Raw genomic sequence first — 22,996 nt, 5'->3', positions numbered from 1 at the left:
TTTGCGTCTCTATTATCATTCCCGCTGTTTCCACAAAATACCACAAACGCTAATCACCATGATACCCGCAGCCAGTATCAAAAAATGATTAGTTAATGGAATATACGTCCGCACGAATCCACCAATCCCCTGTATCATCAGCATGAATTCATTAAGCACAACACCAACAGCAAACCCCATCATCCATCGATGCGCCATTTTACTTAACCGCAAGGTTTGCATCTGAAAAGCAAACCCCAAGATAAAAAGCGAGACAATGACCAAAAGCACCAAATGTAGGTAAGCAATTACAATAGGTCGATAGCCGTATACCAACTGACTCAGTGATGGTATCACAGAAGCAGCCTGCAATGCTATTTTAAGAAAAACAGCTACCGCCACCCCTGTCCATATGATTTTAGTTGTCGGATTGATTATCTGCATGGAATCTCCTTTTCTAAGCGAAAGAAAAATATAGCGTATAAACCAACCCCATATGCCCAATTGTAAGACGACCGTGGCTACCACGACGGCGTATAGCCAATCCGGAAAAGCTTTCCACCACAACACAGAAAGAAAATAGGCCGGAATAACACAAGAAAAGAATAACCAAAAAAGCCGTTTGCTACATGCTACTATTCCATTGCTATCCCATAGCCAATAAAGAAATAAACCTATACAAGCAAACAGAAACCAACCATTGTACTGAAAATGGAGATAAAAATAGACGGATGCCAATTGCTTCAAGGGGTCTAATTGCTGCGTAGCCATTAGCCGGACCAACGAAAATGTACCTAATGACGATAAAACAGAAAAGAACAGCGAGGCTTTAAACCAATATTTCACAACCAACGGGCTATCGGATCGTCCTATTTCTCGCCAAGTGAATCCCGCAAAAATGAAAGATATCAGCAGCGTCAAAGTAGAAAAGATAATCGCAAATAAACCATACCCCTGTACCGTAAAACAAATAAGCATACCATAAGATGCCAATAGATTAGCAGTAATGATATATTGATAGCGTGTAGGTAGCCGGTTGTTCGAGCGTAGACGGAATATAGCCATTAGCATGAACACCATTAAAGCATGGGATACCCATCCGGCAAAAGCAAAATGTGAATGCGCGTGCATGATATACTTTTGATTAGCCCATGTCAAAGGAAAAATCATTTTTAGCCGCATCAAAAACCCGAATCCGGCCACAATCAACAGATTCACCGTAGCTATAATAAGCCAATGGCGAATAGTACATTTTCGAATAAGATCTAGCATATCACGAAATCCCTCCAATACCATCTGCTGGAATAAAAACTTTCCCCTTGACGATACTCAAACGCTCGTTCCGTTCCATATTTTTTATCGCACGTATAATGGTTTCCACTCGTAAACCGGTCATGTTCGCCAATTGCTGCCGGGTCAACATTAAACGATTGCATTCCTGGCAAATTAATTTCTTCTCTTGGTTCAGATATTGAATCAAAGCAGTAATGATCTCCTCCGGACAGTTTCGGCTAACAATATCCGTCAACATGAATTTAAAACGTAAATCACTCGCCATTGATCTGGAAAAATCAAAATGAATAGCCGGATAGCCCGCCAATATTTGCTTAAATGTATCGGCACGTAACCGTAACAAGATACAGGCCATATCGGATATCGCACTTGCCGCATATACACCATCGTCAAACAGCGGTAATTCGCCAAAAACATCACCGGGTTCAACAACCTTATGAAGCACTTCCCGTCCATCGTCTAGAAGATTACACCATCTTGCACGTCCCGACACCAGTTGATAGTAATAGGTCGCAACCCCGCCCTCGTTAAAGATAATCTCTCCCGGCTCGGTTTTCCGATACGCCGCTCCTTTTTCCAAAAGTAAATCGACAGGAATCATAACATTCGCTTTTATAGGTGATCCTTTTACAAAGGAAGGGGTTAGTGCCGACAAATCAACTGACACAGGTCACACGAATAAGTGATAAGAATCAATTAAGAACATAAATCATTAAAAAACAATAACTTACAACAAAAAACAACCATTTCATTAGGTACCTTATGACTGAACGCATAAAATGGACTTAACCCCGAAAGTAAATTTGTAAAACAAATATTACAGAGAGAATCAGGTAAAAATATAATTGAAAAGAACATGAAAAAAATCATCACCCTCGGTATTATCAGCATCTTTTTATATGCATGTTCATCCAATACCAACAACGATCAACAAAGCAAACGTTCATTTCCGGAAGAAAAAGCAAAAACTGCCAAGACCAGTGCATACGACCCGACACGTGGTGAAGGGAAATTTGAAACAATTGATGTAGGAGATAAATTGGATGTGGCTATGGCCAAAGAAGGTAAGACTATTGCTGACGTAAAGTGCGCCAGCTGCCATAAATACACAGAAGAACGTCTTGTTGGCCCTGGATGGGCGGGTGTGTCCAAAAAACACAAACCGGAATGGTTGATGAATTTTATAACCAATCCCGATCCGATGATTGATAAAGACCCCGAATTACAAGCACAACTAGAGTTATGTTTAGTACGTATGCCTAATCAGAACTTAAGTGACGACGATGCACGTGCTATACTAGAATTTATGCGTCAGAACGATGGCGTTAAATAGCAAAAAAGAATCAATTAATTGTTAGCATAAAATAATAAAACTATGAAACTAAAGCAATATCTAGTATTAAGTCTTGCTGTAGCAACCATGGCCACATCCTTTCAGGCGTGCAGGCCTAAAGGAGCCAGCAGTGCTGTAACAGGCGATGCAGCACAGAGAACATACATCCCTCCTGGACAGTATGATGAATTTTATAACTTCGCCTCTGGAGGCTTCAGCGGACAAATGAGTGTATATGGATTACCGAGTGGCCGTCTATTCCGGGTTATTCCCGTTTTTTCCGTAGATCCGGAAAAAGGTTGGGGCTTTAGTGAAGAAACCAAGCCGATGTTGCAGACCTCGCACGGTTTTGTTCCGTGGGATGACTTGCACCATATCGAGTCTTCTTTTACAGACGGTATGCCTGATGGCAAGTGGATGTTTGCCAATTCCAATAACACGCCACGTTTGGCGAGAATCAACCTACAGACTTTCCGCACCGATGAAATCATCGAAATTCCGAATACCGGTGGTAACCACTGTTCGCCGTTCACGACAGAAAATTCCGAGTATGTGATCGCTGCGACGCGGTTCAGCGTCCCACCCGACGGTCCAGATAGTGACGTACCTATCGATTCGTATAAAGAGAACTTTAAAGGGCACATCAGTTTTGTCAGCGTAGACAAAGAAAGCGGCGAATTTGATATTGCCTTTCAGCTGAAAACTCCCGGCCTGAATTTCGATTTATCCAGTGCAGGAAAAGGTATATCCAATGGTTGGCTATTTCTCAGCTGTTACAATTCGGAGCAAGCCCACAGTTTACTGGAAGTTAACGCTTCTAAAAATGATAAAGATTTCATTCTGGCTATTAACTGGAAAAAAGCAGAAGAATATTTCAAAGCTGGGCGAGGCACAAAGCAAACCAATGTGCGTTATGCCCATAACAGATGGGACGAGCATACCCATTCAGCGAAGCATGAAATGAAAACGGAAGTCACCGTTCTCGATATCGCAGATTTTGAAGATCTTGCTTATTTACTCCCCTGTCCTAAATCGCCACACGGTTCAGACGTAAGCCCAACAGGAGAATACATCGTCGCTAGCGGTAAACTCGCTGCATTGATTCCTGTATTCAGTTTTGAAAAGCTCCAAAATGCAATTAACAACAAAGATTTTGAGCGTGAACCATACGTTGGCATTCCTGTTGTAAAATATGAATCAGCGCTACATGGTGAGGTAGAGAAACCAGGATTAGGCCCATTACACACCGAGTTTGATGACAAAGGGAATGCTTATACATCATTCTTTGTATCTTCGGAGATCGTGAAGTGGGATATCAAAACATTGGAAGTTTTGGATAGACAACCCACTTTTTACTCCGTGGGCCATTTAATGGTCGCTGGAGGGAACGCAAAAAATCCTTACGGGAAATACTTGGTTGCCTACAATAAAATCACGAAAGACCGCTTCTTACCGACCGGACCCGAGTTATGTCATGCTGCCCAATTGTTTGATATTAGTGGCGATAAAATGGAACTTTTACTCGACTTCCCGACTATCGGAGAACCGCATTACGCACAAGCATTACCAGCAGACCTCCTCATGGAAAAATCGTTGCAGATATATGATATCAATGCAAATAAACATCCCTATAAAACAAATGGAGAAGCCGAAGCGAAAGTCGTGCGTGAAGGTAATATTGTACGTGTATACATGACCACTATACGCTCGCACATTACACCGGACGTTATTGAAGGTATCCAAATGGGAGACGAAGTTTACTTCCATGTCACTAACCTTGAACAGGATTGGGATATGCCTCATGGTTTTGCCATTAAAGGTGCAAATAATTCGGAGCTTTTGGTTATGCCAGGCGAAACGACTACGTTAAAATGGGTTCCTGACCGCGTGGGTATTTTCCCTTTCTATTGTACGGATTTCTGTTCGGCTTTACACCAAGAGATGTCTGGCTATGTAAGGGTTTCTCCAAAAGGAAGCAGCACACCTATTAAATACTACACAGGCGAAAGCACACCGACAACGTAACCATCTAACATATACTATATACAACGTGAAAAATTCAACGCTTATAACATCCGCCAACCGTATCATACTTATCGTATGCAGCCTAGCCCTAGCTGCGGTTATCTTTCTTCCGATTTGGCGTATTGAGCTGGATGCAGCGCAATATCCGGAAGGACTGGAATTACAGATATACAGCAACAAGCTAGCCGGTAATGTGGAAATTATCAACGGGTTGAATCACTACATCGGCATGAAGACACTTCATGCCGATGATTTCATCGAATTTACAATCCTCCCTTATTTGATCGGTTTTTTTACATTGAGCTTCCTAGCGGTAGCAATAAGCGGTAAAAGAAAGTGGGTATATGTATTGTTTGCAGCCTTCCTCCTATTCGGGATTGTCGCTATGGTCGATTTTTACAGGTGGCTGTACGATTACGGTCATGACCTTGACCCTAACGCACCTATTATCGTTCCCGGTATGGCCTATCAACCTCCGCTTATCGGCTTTAAGCAATTGCTCAACTTTGGTGCATTTTCCATTCCAGATATAGGCGGCTGGATTTTTATAGGTGTCGGTATATTGGTGGCTTATTGCACTGGCCGGGAAATATGGTTAGCGCAAGAAACAAAACAATCTTTCGCTCTGCTCGCATTTTGTGTTCTGATAGGTACGCAAGCCTGCACAAGTAATGCCGGCCCACAACCTATTAAATATGGAAAAGACCAATGCGTATATTGCAAGATGACCATCAGTGATGCCCGTTTTGGCACCCAGTTGGTTACCAAAAAAGGACGTGCCTATAACTTTGACGATGTGCAATGTATGATTGCATACGTCGAAGACGGTGATATAAACCGGGAGGATATTGCGGCCTTCTATCTGCCAGATTTCAACACCAGCGAGCTTAAGCCCGCGGAAGCAATGTTCTATTTGAAAAGCGAAGCTCTAAAAAGCCCTATGCGAGGTGATATCGCCGCATTTGTAAGCAAAAACGATATGGAAGAGACATTAAAAGAAGTTGGCGGTACGCCACTCACATGGGATGATCTTTGGGAATAAAGATAGGACCATGAAAAATTTTCTATTTTTTATATTGATTACTTGTGTTTATTCATGTATGGTAGTTGGCACAACACGTGCCGCTACCATTCATGTTGGTAAACAGCATGCTATCTCATCCATCATACGAGCCATCGCAAAAGCAAAAAATGGTGATACGATCATGGTGCATGGTGGGCTTTACCAAGAGGAAAATATTCTCATTACCAAAAGTTTGTCTCTTATTGGTATCGATCATCCTGTCATTGACGCACAAAAAAAACACGAGTCTGTGTCCATAGAGGCGAATCATGTTACCATAAAGGGATTTACGATTAAAAATTCCGGTCATTCTTCTATAAAAGACATTGCCGCCATCAAAGTCTATAATGGCCGACATGTCTCCATACAAAACAACATACTGGATAATAACTTCTTTGGGATTTATCTACAAAATGCAAAAAATTGTCACATTGAAAACAACCGGCTTAAAACTTACGGGGAAACAGAGCGTCTGGTTGGAAATGGTATTCATGCGTGGAAGAGCGACAGCATAACCATTCTCAACAACGAGATCGCAGGACACCGTGACGGCATATATCTAGAATTTGTAACCCATACACAGGTCGATCGGAATGTCGCGCAAAACAACCTCCGTTATGGTCTACATTTTATGTTTTCACACGACAACCAATACCACTATAATACATTCAAAGCGAACGGAGCTGGTGTAGCGGTGATGTATACCCAACGTGTGCGCATGGAACACAATATCTTTGAAGAAAATTGGGGCGATGCTACCTATGGACTCCTCCTCAAAGACATCACCGATAGCCATATCCAACACAATACATTCGTTAGAAACACGACAGGTATCTTCATGGAAGGTAGCAACCGTGTTCAAATACAACAGAACAGCTTTGAAAACAACGGTTGGGCTATCAAGATATTCACCAGTTGCATGCACAATACATTAAGCAGAAATACCTTTATCCAAAATACATTTGATGTTGCCACGAACGGAGGTAAAATGACCAATACCTTTACTGGTAATTATTGGGATAACTATGAAGGATATGATCTCAATAAAGACGGCATTGGCGATGTACCGCATCATCCAGTCAGTCTTTTCTCCATGCTTGTCGAACGATACCCTGCGGCAATGCTGCTTTTCCGTAGTTTTATGGTCACGTTGTTTGACCGCAGCGAAAAAATGATCCCCAGCCTAACACCAGAAAATTTAAAAGATGAAGAACCCTTGATGAAACCAGCTACGTGATGATTAAAATTGAAGAACTTTCTAAACATTTTGGTAAGATCCAGGCATTAAAGGACATCAATCTATCCTTAGCGCCCGGCCAATGTATTTCGCTCATCGGTCCTAACGGCAGTGGAAAGACAACATTGATCAAATCTATTCTTGGCATGGTGGTTCCCAGTTCCGGCAGTATTTATTTTGAAGGTAAAAATATAAACCAAGAATGGGCTTACCGTAGCGACATCGGCTATATGCCACAGAAAGGTGAATATCCGGAGAATATGCGCATCGGCCAGGTATTGGATATGATGATCGATATCCGTAAAACACCCGCTCACCTACTCGACAACGAACTCTACGAAAAGTTTGAACTGGAGAAAATGCTGGACAAACGCATGCGCACTCTTTCCGGAGGAACGCGGCAGAAAGTAAGTGCCTGTATCGCTTTTATGTTTAATCCCAAGGTGTTGATTCTCGATGAACCAACAGCGGGACTGGATCCCGTAGCCACGGAAATTCTTAAAGAAAAAATTATCCGGGAAAAAGAAAAAAACAAGCTTATTCTGATTACCTCGCACGTACTGAGTGATTTAGATGATCTTGTCTCCCAAATTATCTATATGCAAGACGGCCAGTTGCGTTTTCACAAATCCCTAGCAGAATTGAAAACCGATACTGGAACCGACAAATTATCAAAAGCTATAGCCCATGTCATGGGATATAAAAACATACCTACTAAAGAAGTTATCCATGAACAATAAGATTATCAAATACGTCATTTCCGATTTGTTGCGTAATCGCACCATACTGTTCTATACACTGGTGCTTCTTGCCCTTTCACTAAGTATCTTCCTCATGGAAGACAATACCGACAAAGGTATCGCGAGCATGCTCCAACTGGTACTTTTTGTTGTACCACTGGTCTGTATTGTATTTTCTACCATCTATCTATACAACAGCACTGAATTTATTGCGTTGCTGGTCAGCCAGCCTTTAAAAAGGCAGCGTATATGGCTCAGCATATTCATCGGGCTTGCTGTCGCTATGGCATTTGCTTTTTTTGTTGGTGTGGGTATCCCAACCTTCATCTTTGCTTACAGCTTGTCTGGCGTAACGCTCGTCATAGGCGGCCTATTACTGTCGCTGATATTTGTATCCATCGCCATGTGGACGGCGGTACGCATCCGTGATAAATCAAAAGGAATTGGCCTAGCCATTATCCTATGGTTATACTTCGCCTTAATTTTCGATGCGATGTTATTGTTTATTCTATTCCAATTCGCCGATTACCCCATCGAAAAGATGATGATAGCGGTATCTATGCTCAACCCGATAGATATCAGCCGCATCTTGATTTTGTTAGAAATAGATCTCTCCGCAATGATGGGCTATACAGGCGCTATTTTTCGGGATTTCTTCGGCACCCATATAGGGATGTTGATTACGTGGCTAGTGATGTTCCTGTGGACGGCTTTACCTTTGTTGTTCGCCACACGGTATTTTAAGAAAAAAGACCTTTAATTTCTCTTATCCTGACATCATCCTGACATGTTTTCTCATCCTTATGAGCACACGCATAAAACACTACACATCAACGACATAACTTTGTGTAATAATTTATACTTAACACATCAAAGTCATGATAAAAACAGCCATATTAGATGTCACAGCCATCGAACCCAGATTAAAACATCCGACCATTTTTGATCATTTTGATGCCTTAGAACAAGGCGAGTCTTTCATTATTCTAAACGACCATGATCCCCGTCCGTTGTATTATCAATTATTGGGCGAGAGAGGAAATTTCTTCCAATGGGAATACTTGGAATCCGGACCAGAATGGTGGCGCGTTAGCATTGCTAAACCAGCAAAGGAAAACAAAGAAGAAACGGTAGGTGAAATTGCTGCCGCAGACATGCGGAAAGCGGAAGTTTTTAAAAAATTGGGAATAGATTTTTGCTGTGGTGGAAAAACAACGTTGAAAGAAGCTGCTTCCAGAATCGGGTTGAGCGAAGAAGAGCTTCGTGAAAAATTAGTCACAGCCGACAAACAGGGTGGTATCCCCGTACATCTTGATTTTAATAGTTGGGATATTGCATTTCTTGCCGATTATATCAAAAATATCCATCATGGATATGTCCGTGAATTTGGCCCGACATTGGAGCAATTGGCGGATAAAGTCGCGCTACGCCACGGTAACGAACACCCGGAGCTATTGGAACTTGCCCAACATATGCAGGTATTTATGCGTGACTTATACGAGCATTTGGAGAAAGAAGAAAATATATTGTTCCCGCTCACAAAAGAACTGTCTTCTTTGACAAAAGAAGAAATTGCCTACCTCGTAAGCGAATTGCGTAAAGAGCATGAGGATGCAGGTGCTGAGTTGACAGCTTTCAAGCAATTGACTAAAAACTATACACTTCCAGCAAATGCCTGCAACTCTTACACCTATCTATATGATAGCATGAAAGCTTTTGAACAGGATTTACTACAGCATATCCATTTGGAGAACAACATCTTATTTCCGAAAATGATCGACACCTGTCGTAAAGAGTTAAGTACCTTATGAGAGTTATCACACCCAACACCCGAATAGCAGAGCTTATCCGCGCCAACGGTCAAAGTATCGGGGCTATCGCGGCCTTATCCAAGCCGCTGCAAAAACTAAAGAATCCGCTGTTACGGAAAGTTCTCGCGTCGCGCGTAACGATTTCCGAAGCTGCCAAGATAGGCGGTTGCAAATTATCGGATTTTAAACGGGTATTGGAACCACTAGGCTTCTCGTTGTCGTTAGAAACAAATGAAAATCTACAATCACTTAGCCAGACGGCCGCTTCCGAGAAGCCCGTCTGGTTAGATAAGGCAAAATGCACCCACTTAGATGTAAGGCAGGCGATTGAGGAAGGAAATGACCCCCTACGGGAGATCAATGAACAATATCGGAAGTTGCCCACCGGAAGGATTCTCTGTATCATCAATACATTCATTCCCAGTCCGCTCATCACTCTATTGGAAAAGAAAGGTGCTAAAACATTTGTCGAGCAAGTCGACGAGCACGAATATCATACCTATTTTCTAAAAGAACGTCCTATGGGAAAACAGGTTCAAGAGACGCCAATATCCACACTAAGCTGGGAAGATTTTCAAACCTTGTTACAACAGTACCAAGAACTAAATATTATCCAATTGGATGTACGTGATCTTCCGATGCCACAACCGATGGAACGCATTTTAAATACCTTACCGGAACTCGATAACGGTAAGGTGCTTTATGTAGGGCATCGTCGCGTTCCGTTACATCTTCTGGAGGAAATGGAAAATTATGATTTCGTCGTCAAGCTTTGCGGAATGTCTGACGGCGATGTACGTCTTTTGATACACCGAAAGTAATATGATCATATAGCAACCAACGCTAAATATGGCTGATATCTTTATAAATAAAGCGCCGAAAGAACTTGCTGTTATTCCATTCTATGGCACGGCGGCTATTTTCTTTATCGTGCTCTGCGTTTTACTTTTCCTCTCCGCCTCGGAGATTACCGGTCATTATTTTAATCCGCGCATATTAGCCATCGTCCATACTGCAGCATTAGGCTGGGGAACGATGGTGATTTTCGGGGCGGCGTACCAACTACTCCCCGTCATTTGCGAGCGGGAACTTTTCAGCAACCGTTTGGCCTTTCTATCGTATATATTGTTAACAATAGGCACCTGTGGAATGATTTGGTCTTTCTGGAGATTTGATATGGGGTGGTTCATGATCCTATCGGGCATCTGTGTGCTGTGTAGTAGCTATCTCTATGCTTTTAATCTGTACCAAACAGCCAACGATTCCAATAAATCGCAGGTATATCAACACTTTTTACTGCTATCAGCCTTTTGGCTCTGCTTTACCACAACCGTAGGCCTATTGCTGGCTATTAATCTTCGGTATACTTTTATCCCGCGAAATCATTTAGAGATACTCAAGTTACATGCACATGCTGGTATAGCGGGGTGGTTTCTACAATTGATCTGTGGTGTTGGTGCGAAGCTTATCCCGATGTTTCTGCTAGGCAAATCCAAAAGAACAGGGCTGTTATACGCTGCACTGATCTTGCAAAATGTTGGGCTTATCCTTTTCCTGGCAGATGGTTATTTTAACCCCGTTGCCTTGCGTATGTCCATGTACGCTGTATTCGTTGCGTTGGGAACCGTTTGTTGGTTGCTCTATATCCTCGACACATACCGGCATCGCGCCCGTAAAAAGGTAGAGTTGTTAATGAAACATGCCGGTCTCTCCTTCGTATGTTTAAGCCTTGCCTTTATGTTTATCCCGGTTATCCTTGTATACCCACAAACGAAATGGGCTGCTCTTTACGGCACGTTTATCTTTTTAGGATGGATTACCGGTATTATCCTCGGAAAAACATTTAAGACGCTCCCCTTTATCATTTGGAATAAACGTTATAAAAACTTAAACGGGAAGGCAAAAATCCCCATGCCCAAGCAGCTGTATCACGAGAGGTTAATTCCTTACCAATATTATCTATATCTTGGCGCTTTATTGCTCATGTGTATAGGTATTATCCTGGAACAACCTTTTCTACTGCAGATGACAGGTATCTTATGGATTATCGTATCGCTGCTATACGGCTATAATGTCTTCCGTATTATATTTCACAAAACCACCATAGCGCTATGAAGATATCCTTAACGAATAAATTTGCGCAGGAAGAAATGCAGGCAAATCTGGCACTGATGCAGGTGATAGACCCCGAATTGAATGTTAACATCGTTGATCTCGGTTTGGTATACGGCGTTGACTTTCGCGACCCACAGACCATCACCGTGACGATGACGCTTTCAACCCCCCACTGCCCTATGGGTGATGCCATAGAACAAGGTGTTATAAATGTGCTGCACGAAGCTTTCCCTGATCGCGAAGCTAAAATAAAATTAGTGTGGGAGCCTGAGTGGAGTCTGGACAATATCAGTGAAGCAGGAAGAGAACAATTGGGATTATAAGTAAAAAACAGATTGTTTTTTTATCTTTAGAACGAATATAATCCTCATACTATGAATAAAGCACTATTTTTCATCTGTTTTTGTCTATCGTTTTCATGGTCCGGTGCGTCAGCACAACAAAACCCCGTCTTTCCGGGATGGTATGCCGATCCCGAGGGTATCGTTTACGACAACACCTATTGGATTTTCCCGACCTACTCCGCACCTTACGAACAACAGGTATTGTTCGACGCTTTTTCTTCTAAGGATTTAGTAAACTGGAAAAAGCATCCTCGGATTATTGACACAGCGGAAGTGAAATGGGCGCAGAAGGCCATGTGGGCGCCTAGTATTATCGAAAAAGGTGGTAAATACTATTTTTTCTTTGCAGCGAATGATGTTCATGAAGGCGAAATTGGCGGAATTGGCGTATCCGTTGCCGACAGGCCGGAAGGTCCTTACAAGGATTTGCTGGGAAAGCCATTGATTGATGACATTGTCCATGGCGCACAACCTATTGATCAATTTGTATTTAAAGATAAAGATGGTCAATATTACATGTACTACGGCGGATGGAAACATTGTAATGTCGTGAAGCTTAGTGACGATTTTAAAAGTTTAGTACCTTTTGAGGATGGCACCATCTATAAAGAAATAACACCTGAAAATTATGTGGAAGGTCCGTTTATGTTTATTCGCGACAATAAATATTATTTCATGTGGTCAGAAGGCGGTTGGACCGGACCAGATTATAAAGTCGCCTACGCTATAGCGGATAGCCCGTTTGGTCCGTTTAAACGCATTGCAACCATTTTGGAACAAGATAAGGATATCGCGACTGGTGCGGGGCATCATTCCGTTATCAAAATCCCTAATGAGGACACCTATTATATCGTTTACCATCGCAGGCCATTAGATAAAACCGAAGCTCATGAACGCGAAACCTGCATTGAACGCATGACGTTTGACGATCAAGGTTTTATCAATCCCGTGAAAATGACGTTTGAAGGGGTAAAACATGTTTTACATTAATGTTCCATAAAGAAGGTTTTCTTCTTCATTTTTTCTTGATAAAAAACGAAGCAAAAAATCAAGGCTGAGTATGGTTCGGCTATCTTTTCTTGTCTATTCCTAAACAGAATTGAACTCGTTTCACTCAAACAAAATTCTGTTTTTTACGGAATAGCCGGCGCAAAGACGACCGCCGAACAATACAAGGCCGATTTACTCCGCTTGGACGCTTGTCACTATTGATCGCGTTAGCTTCCGCCATTCCCCTCCATTGGAGGGGTGCCCGTTTAACGGGCGGGGTGGTCTGTACGATCCCTTAGCTAATCCAATTTTACAATCCCATTTTTAATGGCGTACATGGCCAGACCGGTTCGAGTTTTGAGCTGCAGTTTTTCGCATACGGCATTACGGTAGCCGTCTACCGTACGAACACTGACGCACATCTCATCTGCAATCTGCGCGTAGCTCTTTTCCGAACAAATCTGCTTGAGAAATTCCGTCTCCCGATCCGTAAGCTTAACAAAGGTCCGGATGTCGCTTTCCTCGGTCAGTGCCTGTATGGAAAACAGCACTTTGCGGGTAATCAGTTCATTAAAGAAATAACCTACAGCAAGCACTTCCTCAAATGCCCGTTTGAGCTCACTGGGTTCAGCATCTTTGAGCACGTAGCCTTTAGCACCGTGTCGGATCATTTTGATAATGGCCGATTCGGCATCCATGGTACTCAGTGCAAGCACTTTAATGGAAGGATGATTGGTACGCAGCCATTCCGCCGTGGCGTAACCGTCCATTTCGGGCATGCTGATATCAAGCAGGATAATGTCGGGCAATTGCTCCGCTTGCAAACGATGGATCAAATCCCGTCCGTTGGAAGCTTCCAAGATAACTTGATAGCCGGAGAAGCTGTTGATAAGACTGGCCAGTCCCTTGCGAAAAAGGGCGTGGTCGTCCACGATGGCGATATGTTTGGTATTCGTCATGATGTTTGGTATTCGTTATAAGGAACGTGCAGTATAATAGTTGTACCTTCTCCGGAAGCACTCTTAATGTCGGCATGCCCCCCCATAAGCGCCGCCCGGGTTTTGATATTTTGCAGGCCGAGGCCTCCTGTCGCGGCTTTTTCTATATCGAAACCGAGACCATTATCTTGAATATGAATGCGCAACCCGATGTCAGCAAAGTCGAACAAAACCTCTACTTCACTAGCTTGCGCATGTTTCAAGATATTTTGCAGACTCTCCTGCACGATGCGAAAAGCAATAGTTTTACGCTGCTCCGGCAAGGAGCGCTCCTCCCCCAACGTACGTAGGTTACATTGCATCAAACCATTACGCCCGATACGGTGCAGTTCGTGGCTTACAGCCTGTACCAGCGATATCCACTGCAGTCGTTCACTGCTCAAGCTTTTGGCGATATCACGCAGATCAGTCATGGCCTGCCCAACATTGGATTTGATATCTTCGAGCAAATCCTTGTCGGCTGTAGTATTTTGCCCAGCGATGTTAAGCTGTACTTTGGCCAAGCTCAACAGTTGCCCCACGTTATCGTGTATCTCGCGACTGATGGAATCAAAGGTTTCTTCCTGCATTTCCAGCCGCGACTCCAGCAATTGCTTCTGATAGGCTTCAGACATCGCTTTTTTCTCTTCCCTGTATCGGAATTTGCGTCGCTGATGGTTGAACATAATCAATACCATTACGCACAGCAAGGCCATGAACAGTACAACCACCGTAATGATGACGGCTAAGATCTCTTGGTAATGGTCAACTGGCATATAAAAGCATAGGTAAACAGGTAATACATGACTATATTAGAGATTTGCAAAGGGACATGCAACAGCGTAGCTAAGTTTGTATAATATGCCGTTAAAAAACGATACATCCCCATATATGGTACACTGCACACATAAAAGAAAATCAAACCAATAGCAATCCAAAACTTCTCGTTATACCGCAACATGACAGGCTCGTCTGCCACCAGCAACTCGTAACAATAGATAACGGCCCACAGAATGGTACACACACCGCCAATAATAAACACATAACTGTTCCATTCATTAAGCTTAAAGATAAAGAACACGAATACATACCAGAATACTGGATACAGGTACATAAAAACTTGAATACCTTTTCGAACCCTGCTCGATTGAACAATCTGTCGAAAATAATAAGCCAAAGCCAAATATTGTCCCAACATAAAACAATTGTATATCTGCGCATTTGCTTTATCCGGCAAAAATTCTCTTTTATAGAAAACACTCCACTCCACTAAGCCTGTATATAGCACGACAAGCGCAATGATCCTAGTAGGTGAAGTCATTCCTCGCTTTAAGGTAACGATGGCTGTTAATATAGCCATCGTTAATATCCCCAAATAAATATAATACACGAAGTCCATCAGGCGACGTATTTTACTTAACTGGGTCTGGATTTCGAGGTGGCGGAGGAGGAATAGGGCTCCCTGTATTCAAACCACTTTTATCCTTTTCTTGCTGGCGACGAGTGTCTTCATACCTCTCGGGGTCAATCTCTTCAAAGCTGGTATCCCGGCCATCCTTTGTATACGTAAACATAATAGAAAGCCGTTCCAGATATTTGGGTTGTGTATCCCTGCTTCGAGGAAAACCAACTTCCGCTTCTTTATCGGCATAGGAAACCAGCTGAACTTTTAAGCCGCTAATCCGGTCTTTGTCTGTCTGATACTGAAATTCACCCAATATTTCGGTGATGGTTTCCTGATCAAAAAAAACATACTCTGTTTCGATATCCCCATCGCCGGTAGATCCTCCTAAGACGGGTTGTATGCCATTTTGATAATTGTTCCGCAATGTATTTCCCTCTTCTACCGAAATTTCTTCTAGCCGACCCTCTTTGTTCAACAAAAAATACCCATTCGGGAGATTAAACCACTTTTTAATGCCCGCAAAGAGTAATACGAAGTCTGCCTTTCCCTCCGTCTCTGCCCCGAAGCATACGGCCAAATTGCCCTTCTTTTCGATGAGCTTTTCAATGTCTGTAATAAACCTCTTTACATCAAGGATGGTAAAGTTATCCGGAGCTTTGATTCTAGCATCTAACTTGTCAAGCATCGGTTTCTTTCTGGTCTTATACCAGTTTTGTCTCGCGTCTCCAACATGCTTAGGGATAAACGTTCTCGTGGGAAGTTTTTGGTAATCCATAGTTTGATATTCTAATAAAGTAAAAAAACTGTTAGTTAAATTATAACCCCAAGATACAATATTAATTCATGTTTTTACAACAAGCATGTAAAAATGATATAGTGCAGATTGTCATATTACAAGATAAAAATACGCTCTATCATTTTTAAACGGCATTTTCCTGCTACCAGAGTTTTATTGATTTTTTTCAAATACCGTAATCCCCCTCTTCACAGGAGGGGGATTTCACGGGGGTAAATACCGCAATGCCACGCTTGATGCGCATACCGCGATGGCGATAACTTTGCTTATATCAAATGGAGAGATAGCGCGTATTAGCCGAGGACAGACTAAAAGATGCTATCGGGTGTAGATGGGTAAACGAACTAATCTTATAAAGACATGAAAACGAAATCACTTTACGACACGGTAAAAAGCGGATCTCCTCAAATAGAAATCATGGAGAGAACACCCTTTACTTTGTATACTACTTTCACATCAGCCTTGCTCATGATAATATCATCAAAATTCGCTGCATTCTTAGCGACCAATCTCCAATTTTCATCGTCCAGTCCGCGAACATACCGGACCACATTCATGCGCGAAGAGAGGATAAGATATATATCGCCGAATACGACAGCTTCTTTATCGACTTTCTTGACAAATACAACACTCCCATTACCTATTTCCGGACTCATCGCGTCGCCGGGATTGACGAAAGCAAAATCGCTTCCTGCCAAAACAGGAATCTCCAGCTGGTCCGTCACCGCAAGGGTTGACAAGTCAGCGCCAAAGGCATCCAGACCAATGCTGTACAAGGGGATCTTAACCGGCTCCGAACCCGAAGACACCATTTGTCCTTCGCCGGTCAATAGCCAAGATTCATTCACCTCCGGAAAACGTTCAACGATGATACTTGCCAAGTTTTTACTGATGGCATAGTTTCCTTTTTTTATCTGATATAACCTTTCGGCCCTATTTAAACCGATTTCCTTGGCAAAGGAATTGACATTTAGTCCGAAATATTGTATAACCCGGTCTAATCTTGCCCAATCTGACATATTCAAAATTCTATTTGTATAAAGATATAAAACATCATGCATAGTTTACAAATTTCAAGCCAAAACATAAATACCGACATAAAATCAATAATTAATTGCAAATTTACAATTTATTATTGCTTTTATATAACCAATTCCATTATATTTGCACGCAAACACAATTAATAAAAATGTTATACTAATAAAAAGAAGACAGAAATAATTATACTAACACCAACTACTGCCAACCTATAAGCTATGGATTCAATAAAAAAAATAAAAGATGAAAAAAGCGGAAAAGAAATCACGGAAAAAGAAGTAATGAACTTATTATTAATTAATAACGTACCAATAAAAGATAAAGATTATGTAAAAGCACACTTGATTATAGAAAAGAAAAGTAAGACAGATTATTATGAAATCAAAGTCACAGACATCGATGGATCTATTCACATCTTTCAAATCGAATTAAAAACTTATTCCTAAAAAAATAAAATTAAAAAAATTTGTATTACAATATTATATTGTATATTTACAGAAAATTAAAACTAAATAATCAATCGGAGACATCAAATCAAAAGGATTAACCGAAATCAAATTAATTAATAAAAACAAATATGAAAATCAGACAACTATCCAAGGTAGCCTTAGCAGTCGCACTCAGCAGCGCGATCATGTTTGAAGGCTGTAAGAAGTACGATGATGACATCGCACAACTTAGAACGGACATCGAGCAAGCTAATTCTGCGCTCGGTGATCTTCAATCACAACTGACCGCATTTGCCAAAACAAAGATCGTCGTGTCAGTCGAAGCGATTAGCGGTGATCCTGGAGGACAAAGGATCACTTTTAAGGATCTTGACGGCACGACCAGCTCCATCGACATTCCGAATGGAAAAAATGGTACAGACGGTGTCACACCAAATATCCGAATCAACAACGAGACAGGGGAATGGGAAATTGACAAGGGAAATGGTGAAGGCTTTAAAACTACGGGCATAAAAGCCAAAGGCGACAAAGGTGATCCAGGTGACAAGGGGGATCCAGGTGACAAAGGCGAACCAGGAACACCGGGACAAGGCGGATCAGGAACACCAGGCGAACCGGGAGCTCCGGGCAAAGACGGCTCTGTTGTGACTATTGAAACCGTCGGCGGCAAACAGTACTGGTACATCGATGGCGAAAACACCGGTGTCCAAGCTTATTACGGCGACATCGCACTTGTCGCGACAGAAGGAGGCTATAACGTGGTATTCACAGACGATTCAGGCAATCCGGCAAATAACGTATTCTTAGCGACAGAAGCGGTAGCAGTAGGTAGCCTAAGTTTAATACCATCTCTCCATAATTCTAATACACCAGTGGTATTATTCCCACGTATCGTTGATGACGTAACCAGCAGAACAACGGCTATGCAAGGTTACGCTACGATCACGTATAACTTAAATCCATTTGGCGTTGCCACAGCCAACTATCAAGCCAACGGCTTATTGACCGAAAAAACGGAAGAAGTATCTTTCCGTTCTTCTGGAGCCGCGCCAAGCACAAGCTTCGAAAAAGTGGGACAGGAAGTGAAAACTTTCGGTGACATTACGGTGAAATACAAACCCGTAAATAACACCGGCAACAGTGTATTCCCGAACCCATCAGGCAACGAGCACCTACACGTTGCTTTGCAGGTAAAAAATCTCAAAGCAGCAGAAAACCAACAATATGCGGCGTCTTCTTTCAACCTAGCTAAGGAAGAGATCATCGAGAAAGACGAAGTTTCGATCGAGAAAGCTGTTAAGAATGCAACTACCGAGGCTTGGGAATTGCGTGCAGGTGTTAGCCCTAGCTTCAATAGCGGTGCATTTACAGAGCCTGGCAATAACAGTTCTGCACTTGCATTGGCTGTTGGTACGGCAACAAGCAAATCAGATCACGACTTTATTCTACATGTTGTTGACGACGCACAAAATAAGAACGATGGCGGAATTGAGTTAGAGAAAGAACTAAGAGGATTCTTTGCCCGCACACAACTCAATAATCAGATTGTATCGATGGACGACAATGGTCTTGATGGATACGACCTACGTTTCTCTCTTGCTTCCGGTGGGCCAGCTAATCAAGGTAACTGGATTACCATTGATGCAAACACTGGTTTGATTAAAGTAAAAGAATCTACTCCAGGTCATACCAATACCGCTGCTGTAGGTAATACTTCTATTGTGAAAGCCGATTTATATTCGACAGGTCCTACTGGCGGTAATTTAATTGCAAGCCGTTACGTTAACGTAGGTTATACGCAAACCACCGCAACAGCGATCAATATCAATGGTAAATCTACTTTTACCTTGTCTGGAGCACCTACACAAACACAAGCGGTTACATGGCCTAACCCAACGCAGTCGTTGGATAATGCCTATAACTTAGTCGGAAAATCCGCACCAGATTTCCACGCAACATACAACTTTACCCCTTCTGCGAACAATCCTGCAGGTTTCACATTTGTTGACGCAGATAACACCACACAGTCTGTAACACGTAAAGTAGAGATCGATCAGAATGTGGTTAATCCAGGAACTTATACCCTATACGGCGTATACGAATCCTCGGTATCGACAGAACCAGATGTAAATGTAAAAGTTGATGTTACGGTAACTTTAAATGGGGACATTAAATTCAATGCGAAAGACGGATATTGGGAAAACAATGCAGTACGTGTATTCGGTACTCCGGAAGGCTCCGCTAACTGGCAGTTGGCTGGTGATCTCGATGAATATATATTCGTGACAAGCAATATCACTGGAGCTTCTGTATCGCATAAATTCACCGTCTTACCTGTTGTTACCTCTCCAGCAGTCTATGTCACAGGGTTTAATCCAGCAAACAACACGGAAACAAACCTAAGAACATACACAAGTGCAAATGATGGCAATATCGGCGGCGAATACTTCCACTTAATCAATCCATCTGCACCTGCAACAGGATCACCTGAAAATCGTAGTGCTTTCAATTACATCACTGGTTGGAGCTATGTTAAATCAGCGACAAAAGTTCGCGTGGATTACTTCCTGAATGCCAACCCTGTACCTTACAAGTCCGAAACTATCGACGTACGGTTCAAGAATCCAGTGAAAACACTCGAAATTGAACAAAACGGTAGTGCCCAAGTAACAGATAAACAAGGTGGTAACAACAATCAAGATGTAGACATCCGTCAGTTCTTAAAATTGACAGATTACCGAAATGTTGTTCTTTGGGATTTTGATCACACAGCTCCTGTGACACATACAGTCAACAGTGAGTATCTGAATCGTTATGGAATCACGGCACTTGGCGGTACTGCTACTACTCCAACTGTTGCTCCAGCAAGCGTAACATTAACTAAAGCGTACTATAACGCCAATCCTGGTACTGACATCAAGAACATCCTGCCACAGTTTACTTTCGCAGAAGTTGTTGCCAACGGTGACGGTTCGGCTGTATTGCGTTGGAGAAACGAAGGAGCTAATACGATCACCCAGGCGATCACATTAGAATACACCGTAAAAGTCAACAACAGATACAACAATGGTTCGGTAAGCAACAGCGCTGCTGACATCACAAAAGTTGTTAAAGTGGTTGTTAATCCGCAACCGTAGTGTTGCAACATTAAACGCAGAGTAGTTCTCTCATTAATAACAATAAGAAGGTGGTATGGAAACATACCACCCTTCTTTTAAATAAAAATTATGAACAAATTATTAACCACCATACTATTTGTATCTATAATTACACCTTTCCTAGCGCGTGCACAAACGCTATCATCTGCCGAGCAAATCGGAAGAAAAAACATGGTCAAGTTCAACACACTAACGCTACTGGGGGGTAAGTTTGCTTTTGAATACGAACGTTTATTGACCGACCGTATAGCCGTGGGTGCCACGCTCAGCGTACGTCCTGAAAAAAATATTCCGTTTAGCGCTACCGTAAAGAATTTTGTTGACGACGAAGAGCTAAACGATCTCATCGACAACTTCAAAAGCTCCAATTTCTCTATTACACCCGAAATTCGCTTCTATGCTTCGAGACGCGGACCTTTTCGCGGCTTCTATATCGCACCTTATGTGAAGTACGCCAGCTATGGAGCTTCACTTCCTTACGATTTTGAGGTGGAAGTAGAAGATCAGGGTACAGCATATTATAGTCGGACGGAGACCATCCCTTTAAAAGGAAGTATCCAAGCCTTTACAGCGGGAATATCGCTGGGCACGCATTTTAAATTATCACGAAACATTTATTTGGACTGGCGCATATTGGGGCCAGGATACGGCACGAGTAAAGGAGCAGTTTCCGGAAAAATGACTTTGAATACGGATGAGCAGTCAGCGTTACGCGAAAGTATGGAAGAACTAAAAGCCGATATGGGAGATCTTCCTCTGGGTATTACACTCGATTATGAAGTGAACGAAAATGGGGCGGACATCAAGATATTGCGCAGTCCGTGGGCAAGTATCCGCACCGGCTTATCCATAGGTTATCGTTTTTGAATTAACCGATACCATTTAACATCTATGATGAATACAGAAATAATAGAAACGATAGGATATATGACTGCCTGCGGTATACTGTTTTTTATCGCACAGCGCGTAAAGGCCATACTTCAAAGAGAACGGCCCAACTGAACTCCATCAAAAATTCTCTACATTTGATAAACTAACAAAAGACACGCCATGAGAACCACCTTGTTTTACTTTATTTTTTGCCTGCTCTATATTTTCCAGGCATGTAAAGATCCAGACATCGAACGCATCGAAGAAGACAAGTTCCGAACGGTATTGGTATACTTGGCGGCCAACAACAACTTGGAACTCGAGGCTTATAAAAACATAGAGCAGATGGAAAAGTCATTAGGAGATGTGGACGGCAACCTAATTGTTTATTTAAAACTGCCCAACAATAGACCATCACTCTATCACATCCAGAAGAAAGATGGCAAAAATGCCGAAAAAACAAAAATTAAAGATTACGAACCGCATGATTCCAGTGATCCCACTACCATGCGTCTTGTCTTAGAGGACGTCAGAAATCTATTTCCGGCAAAAACATATGGGCTGGTGTTATGGTCGCACGCCACGGGCTGGGTACCTAGCAGCCATGGCAATATTAAACTAAAATCCTTCGGAGACGACGGTGGTAGTCAAATGAATATTAAAGATCTCTATTCCGCAATACCCTACAACTTCGATTTCATCCTATTTGACGCTTGTTCAATGGCCAGCGTAGAAGTGCTATACGAAATCAAAGAAAAAGCAAAATATTTCATCGCTTCACCCGGTGAAGTCATTGCCAACGGTATGCCGTATGACAAAATCACCAACGATCTTTTCTCAGCCGACATCGATATGTATCGTCTTTTAGCAAAAAAATACCATGCCCATTATGACAATCTTTCCGGCCTGCATCGATCAGCCACCATCTCTGTTATTGATGCTTCTAAGCTAAAAAATCTCGCACAAGAAACTAAACAAGTGCTTCTTTCGCAACAACCTGCTCATGCAGGTTACAACCGTGACCAGATACAGCGTATGGATTTTGACAGGCTCGGCAACCCGCTGATTGCATTCGACTTCCTAGATTTCATGGAACAGAATTACAGCCATGCCACATCCTTTCAAAATTTAAAAACTGCACTGCAAGAAGCTGTCGTATACAAGGCTAACACACCACTTTTCAACGGTTTTACAATCGACAAAAATTCAGGTTTAACCTGTTACATTCCACATCCAGACAATGAAGAAACAGCACATGCCTATTACCGTACCCTGAAATGGTATACCGACAGCGGTTTCGACAAATTATTATAATTGCTCTCTAGCCATACGCTTTTCAGTTCTGCATAAAAAACTGTATTTTCGTCTGTTGA

The 22,996-nt window shown here is 42.3% G+C and carries 22 protein-coding genes; 15 read left to right on the top strand and 7 right to left on the bottom strand.

The window, feature by feature from the left end; genetic code table 11:
• Nucleotides 1-15: 15 nt before the first annotated feature.
• Entirely contained in the window at nucleotides 16-1,251 is a 1,236-nt protein-coding gene (locus FXV77_RS14905) for a hypothetical protein (protein ID WP_148920032.1), read from the bottom strand.
• A 1-nt stretch (nucleotide 1,252) separates the two neighbouring features.
• Nucleotides 1,253-1,873: a Crp/Fnr family transcriptional regulator gene (locus FXV77_RS14900; protein WP_148920031.1), complete on the bottom strand. Its 621-nt coding sequence runs from the start codon at nucleotides 1,871-1,873 to the stop codon at nucleotides 1,253-1,255.
• Between the two features lie 255 nt (nucleotides 1,874-2,128).
• Here FXV77_RS14900 and FXV77_RS14895 point away from each other — a divergent pair, with 255 nt between their 5' ends.
• The 11 genes from FXV77_RS14895 (at nucleotide 2,129) to FXV77_RS14845 (ending at nucleotide 12,930) form a co-directional block, all read left to right on the top strand.
• Nucleotides 2,129-2,605 carry a c-type cytochrome gene (locus FXV77_RS14895; RefSeq protein ID WP_148920030.1) on the top strand — a complete coding sequence of 159 codons (477 nt, stop codon included), beginning with the start codon at nucleotides 2,129-2,131 and terminating at the stop codon, nucleotides 2,603-2,605.
• A gap of 42 nt (nucleotides 2,606-2,647) precedes the next feature.
• Nucleotides 2,648-4,630, top strand: coding sequence for a Sec-dependent nitrous-oxide reductase (gene nosZ, locus FXV77_RS14890; protein ID WP_148920029.1), 1,983 nt, complete (start codon nucleotides 2,648-2,650; stop codon nucleotides 4,628-4,630).
• Between the two features lie 25 nt (nucleotides 4,631-4,655).
• On the top strand, nucleotides 4,656-5,672 hold the full coding sequence (locus tag FXV77_RS14885; RefSeq protein WP_148920028.1) for a nitrous oxide reductase accessory protein NosL: 1,017 nt from the start codon (nucleotides 4,656-4,658) through the stop codon (nucleotides 5,670-5,672).
• Nucleotides 5,673-5,682: 10 nt separating this feature from the next.
• Nucleotides 5,683-6,930, top strand: coding sequence for a nitrous oxide reductase family maturation protein NosD (locus FXV77_RS14880; protein ID WP_148920027.1), 1,248 nt, complete (start codon nucleotides 5,683-5,685; stop codon nucleotides 6,928-6,930).
• Nucleotides 6,930-7,670 (top strand): ABC transporter ATP-binding protein, encoded by a 741-nt coding sequence (locus tag FXV77_RS14875; protein ID WP_148920026.1) that lies wholly within the window; start codon nucleotides 6,930-6,932, stop codon nucleotides 7,668-7,670. Before FXV77_RS14880 ends, FXV77_RS14875 begins: the two co-directional genes overlap by 1 nt.
• A complete protein-coding gene (locus FXV77_RS14870; protein ID WP_148920025.1) occupies nucleotides 7,660-8,430 on the top strand; it encodes an ABC transporter permease subunit in 771 nt (256 codons plus the stop codon). The genes FXV77_RS14875 and FXV77_RS14870 overlap by 11 nt, the downstream gene beginning before the upstream one ends.
• Nucleotides 8,431-8,548: 118 nt before the next feature.
• Entirely contained in the window at nucleotides 8,549-9,481 is a 933-nt protein-coding gene (gene ric / locus FXV77_RS14865; RefSeq protein ID WP_148920024.1) for an iron-sulfur cluster repair di-iron protein, read from the top strand.
• Nucleotides 9,478-10,302, top strand: a complete 825-nt coding sequence (locus FXV77_RS14860; protein WP_148920023.1) for a DUF2249 domain-containing protein — start codon at nucleotides 9,478-9,480, stop codon at nucleotides 10,300-10,302. Before ric ends, FXV77_RS14860 begins: the two co-directional genes overlap by 4 nt.
• A 28-nt stretch (nucleotides 10,303-10,330) precedes the next feature.
• Nucleotides 10,331-11,596 carry a hypothetical protein gene (locus tag FXV77_RS14855; RefSeq protein ID WP_148920022.1) on the top strand — a complete coding sequence of 422 codons (1,266 nt, stop codon included), beginning with the start codon at nucleotides 10,331-10,333 and terminating at the stop codon, nucleotides 11,594-11,596.
• Nucleotides 11,593-11,919: a metal-sulfur cluster assembly factor gene (locus tag FXV77_RS14850; RefSeq protein ID WP_148920021.1), complete on the top strand. Its 327-nt coding sequence runs from the start codon at nucleotides 11,593-11,595 to the stop codon at nucleotides 11,917-11,919. Before FXV77_RS14855 ends, FXV77_RS14850 begins: the two co-directional genes overlap by 4 nt.
• A gap of 51 nt (nucleotides 11,920-11,970) precedes the next feature.
• Nucleotides 11,971-12,930: a glycoside hydrolase family 43 protein gene (locus tag FXV77_RS14845; protein ID WP_148920020.1), complete on the top strand. Its 960-nt coding sequence runs from the start codon at nucleotides 11,971-11,973 to the stop codon at nucleotides 12,928-12,930.
• Nucleotides 12,931-13,229: 299 nt separating this feature from the next.
• Here the strand turns inward: FXV77_RS14845 and FXV77_RS14840 are convergent, their stop codons facing one another.
• The 5 genes from FXV77_RS14840 to FXV77_RS14820 form a co-directional block, all read right to left on the bottom strand.
• Nucleotides 13,230-13,889, bottom strand: a complete 660-nt coding sequence (locus FXV77_RS14840; RefSeq protein ID WP_148920019.1) for a response regulator transcription factor — start codon at nucleotides 13,887-13,889, stop codon at nucleotides 13,230-13,232.
• Nucleotides 13,886-14,683 (bottom strand): sensor histidine kinase, encoded by a 798-nt coding sequence (locus FXV77_RS14835; RefSeq protein ID WP_148920018.1) that lies wholly within the window; start codon nucleotides 14,681-14,683, stop codon nucleotides 13,886-13,888. Before FXV77_RS14835 ends, FXV77_RS14840 begins: the two co-directional genes overlap by 4 nt.
• A complete protein-coding gene (locus tag FXV77_RS14830) occupies nucleotides 14,653-15,267 on the bottom strand; it encodes a hypothetical protein (RefSeq protein WP_148920017.1) in 615 nt (204 codons plus the stop codon). Before FXV77_RS14830 ends, FXV77_RS14835 begins: the two co-directional genes overlap by 31 nt.
• Nucleotides 15,268-15,319: 52 nt before the next feature.
• On the bottom strand, nucleotides 15,320-16,087 hold the full coding sequence (locus tag FXV77_RS14825) for a hypothetical protein (RefSeq protein WP_148920016.1): 768 nt from the start codon (nucleotides 16,085-16,087) through the stop codon (nucleotides 15,320-15,322).
• A gap of 425 nt (nucleotides 16,088-16,512) precedes the next feature.
• Nucleotides 16,513-17,127 (bottom strand): S24 family peptidase, encoded by a 615-nt coding sequence (locus tag FXV77_RS14820; RefSeq protein ID WP_148920015.1) that lies wholly within the window; start codon nucleotides 17,125-17,127, stop codon nucleotides 16,513-16,515.
• 237 nt (nucleotides 17,128-17,364) lie between these two features.
• Between FXV77_RS14820 and FXV77_RS14815 the strand changes: the two genes are divergently transcribed.
• From FXV77_RS14815 to FXV77_RS14800, 4 genes are all read left to right on the top strand, one after another.
• A complete protein-coding gene (locus FXV77_RS14815; RefSeq protein WP_148920014.1) occupies nucleotides 17,365-17,592 on the top strand; it encodes a hypothetical protein in 228 nt (75 codons plus the stop codon).
• 131 nt (nucleotides 17,593-17,723) lie between these two features.
• Nucleotides 17,724-20,732 carry a collagen-like triple helix repeat-containing protein gene (locus FXV77_RS14810; protein WP_148920013.1) on the top strand — a complete coding sequence of 1,003 codons (3,009 nt, stop codon included), beginning with the start codon at nucleotides 17,724-17,726 and terminating at the stop codon, nucleotides 20,730-20,732.
• Between the two features lie 90 nt (nucleotides 20,733-20,822).
• Nucleotides 20,823-21,620, top strand: a complete 798-nt coding sequence (locus FXV77_RS14805) for a DUF3575 domain-containing protein (protein WP_148920012.1) — start codon at nucleotides 20,823-20,825, stop codon at nucleotides 21,618-21,620.
• Nucleotides 21,621-21,803: 183 nt separating this feature from the next.
• Nucleotides 21,804-22,937 carry a clostripain-related cysteine peptidase gene (locus tag FXV77_RS14800; protein WP_148920011.1) on the top strand — a complete coding sequence of 378 codons (1,134 nt, stop codon included), beginning with the start codon at nucleotides 21,804-21,806 and terminating at the stop codon, nucleotides 22,935-22,937.
• The last annotated feature ends 59 nt before the right edge of the window (nucleotides 22,938-22,996 follow it).

This window comes from Sphingobacterium phlebotomi, from assembly GCF_008180195.1.
In the GTDB taxonomy this organism is placed as follows: domain Bacteria; phylum Bacteroidota; class Bacteroidia; order Sphingobacteriales; family Sphingobacteriaceae; genus Sphingobacterium; species Sphingobacterium phlebotomi.
The sequence above is the reverse complement of the archived record's forward strand: the minus strand, read 5'-3'. Positions and strand labels throughout refer to the sequence as shown.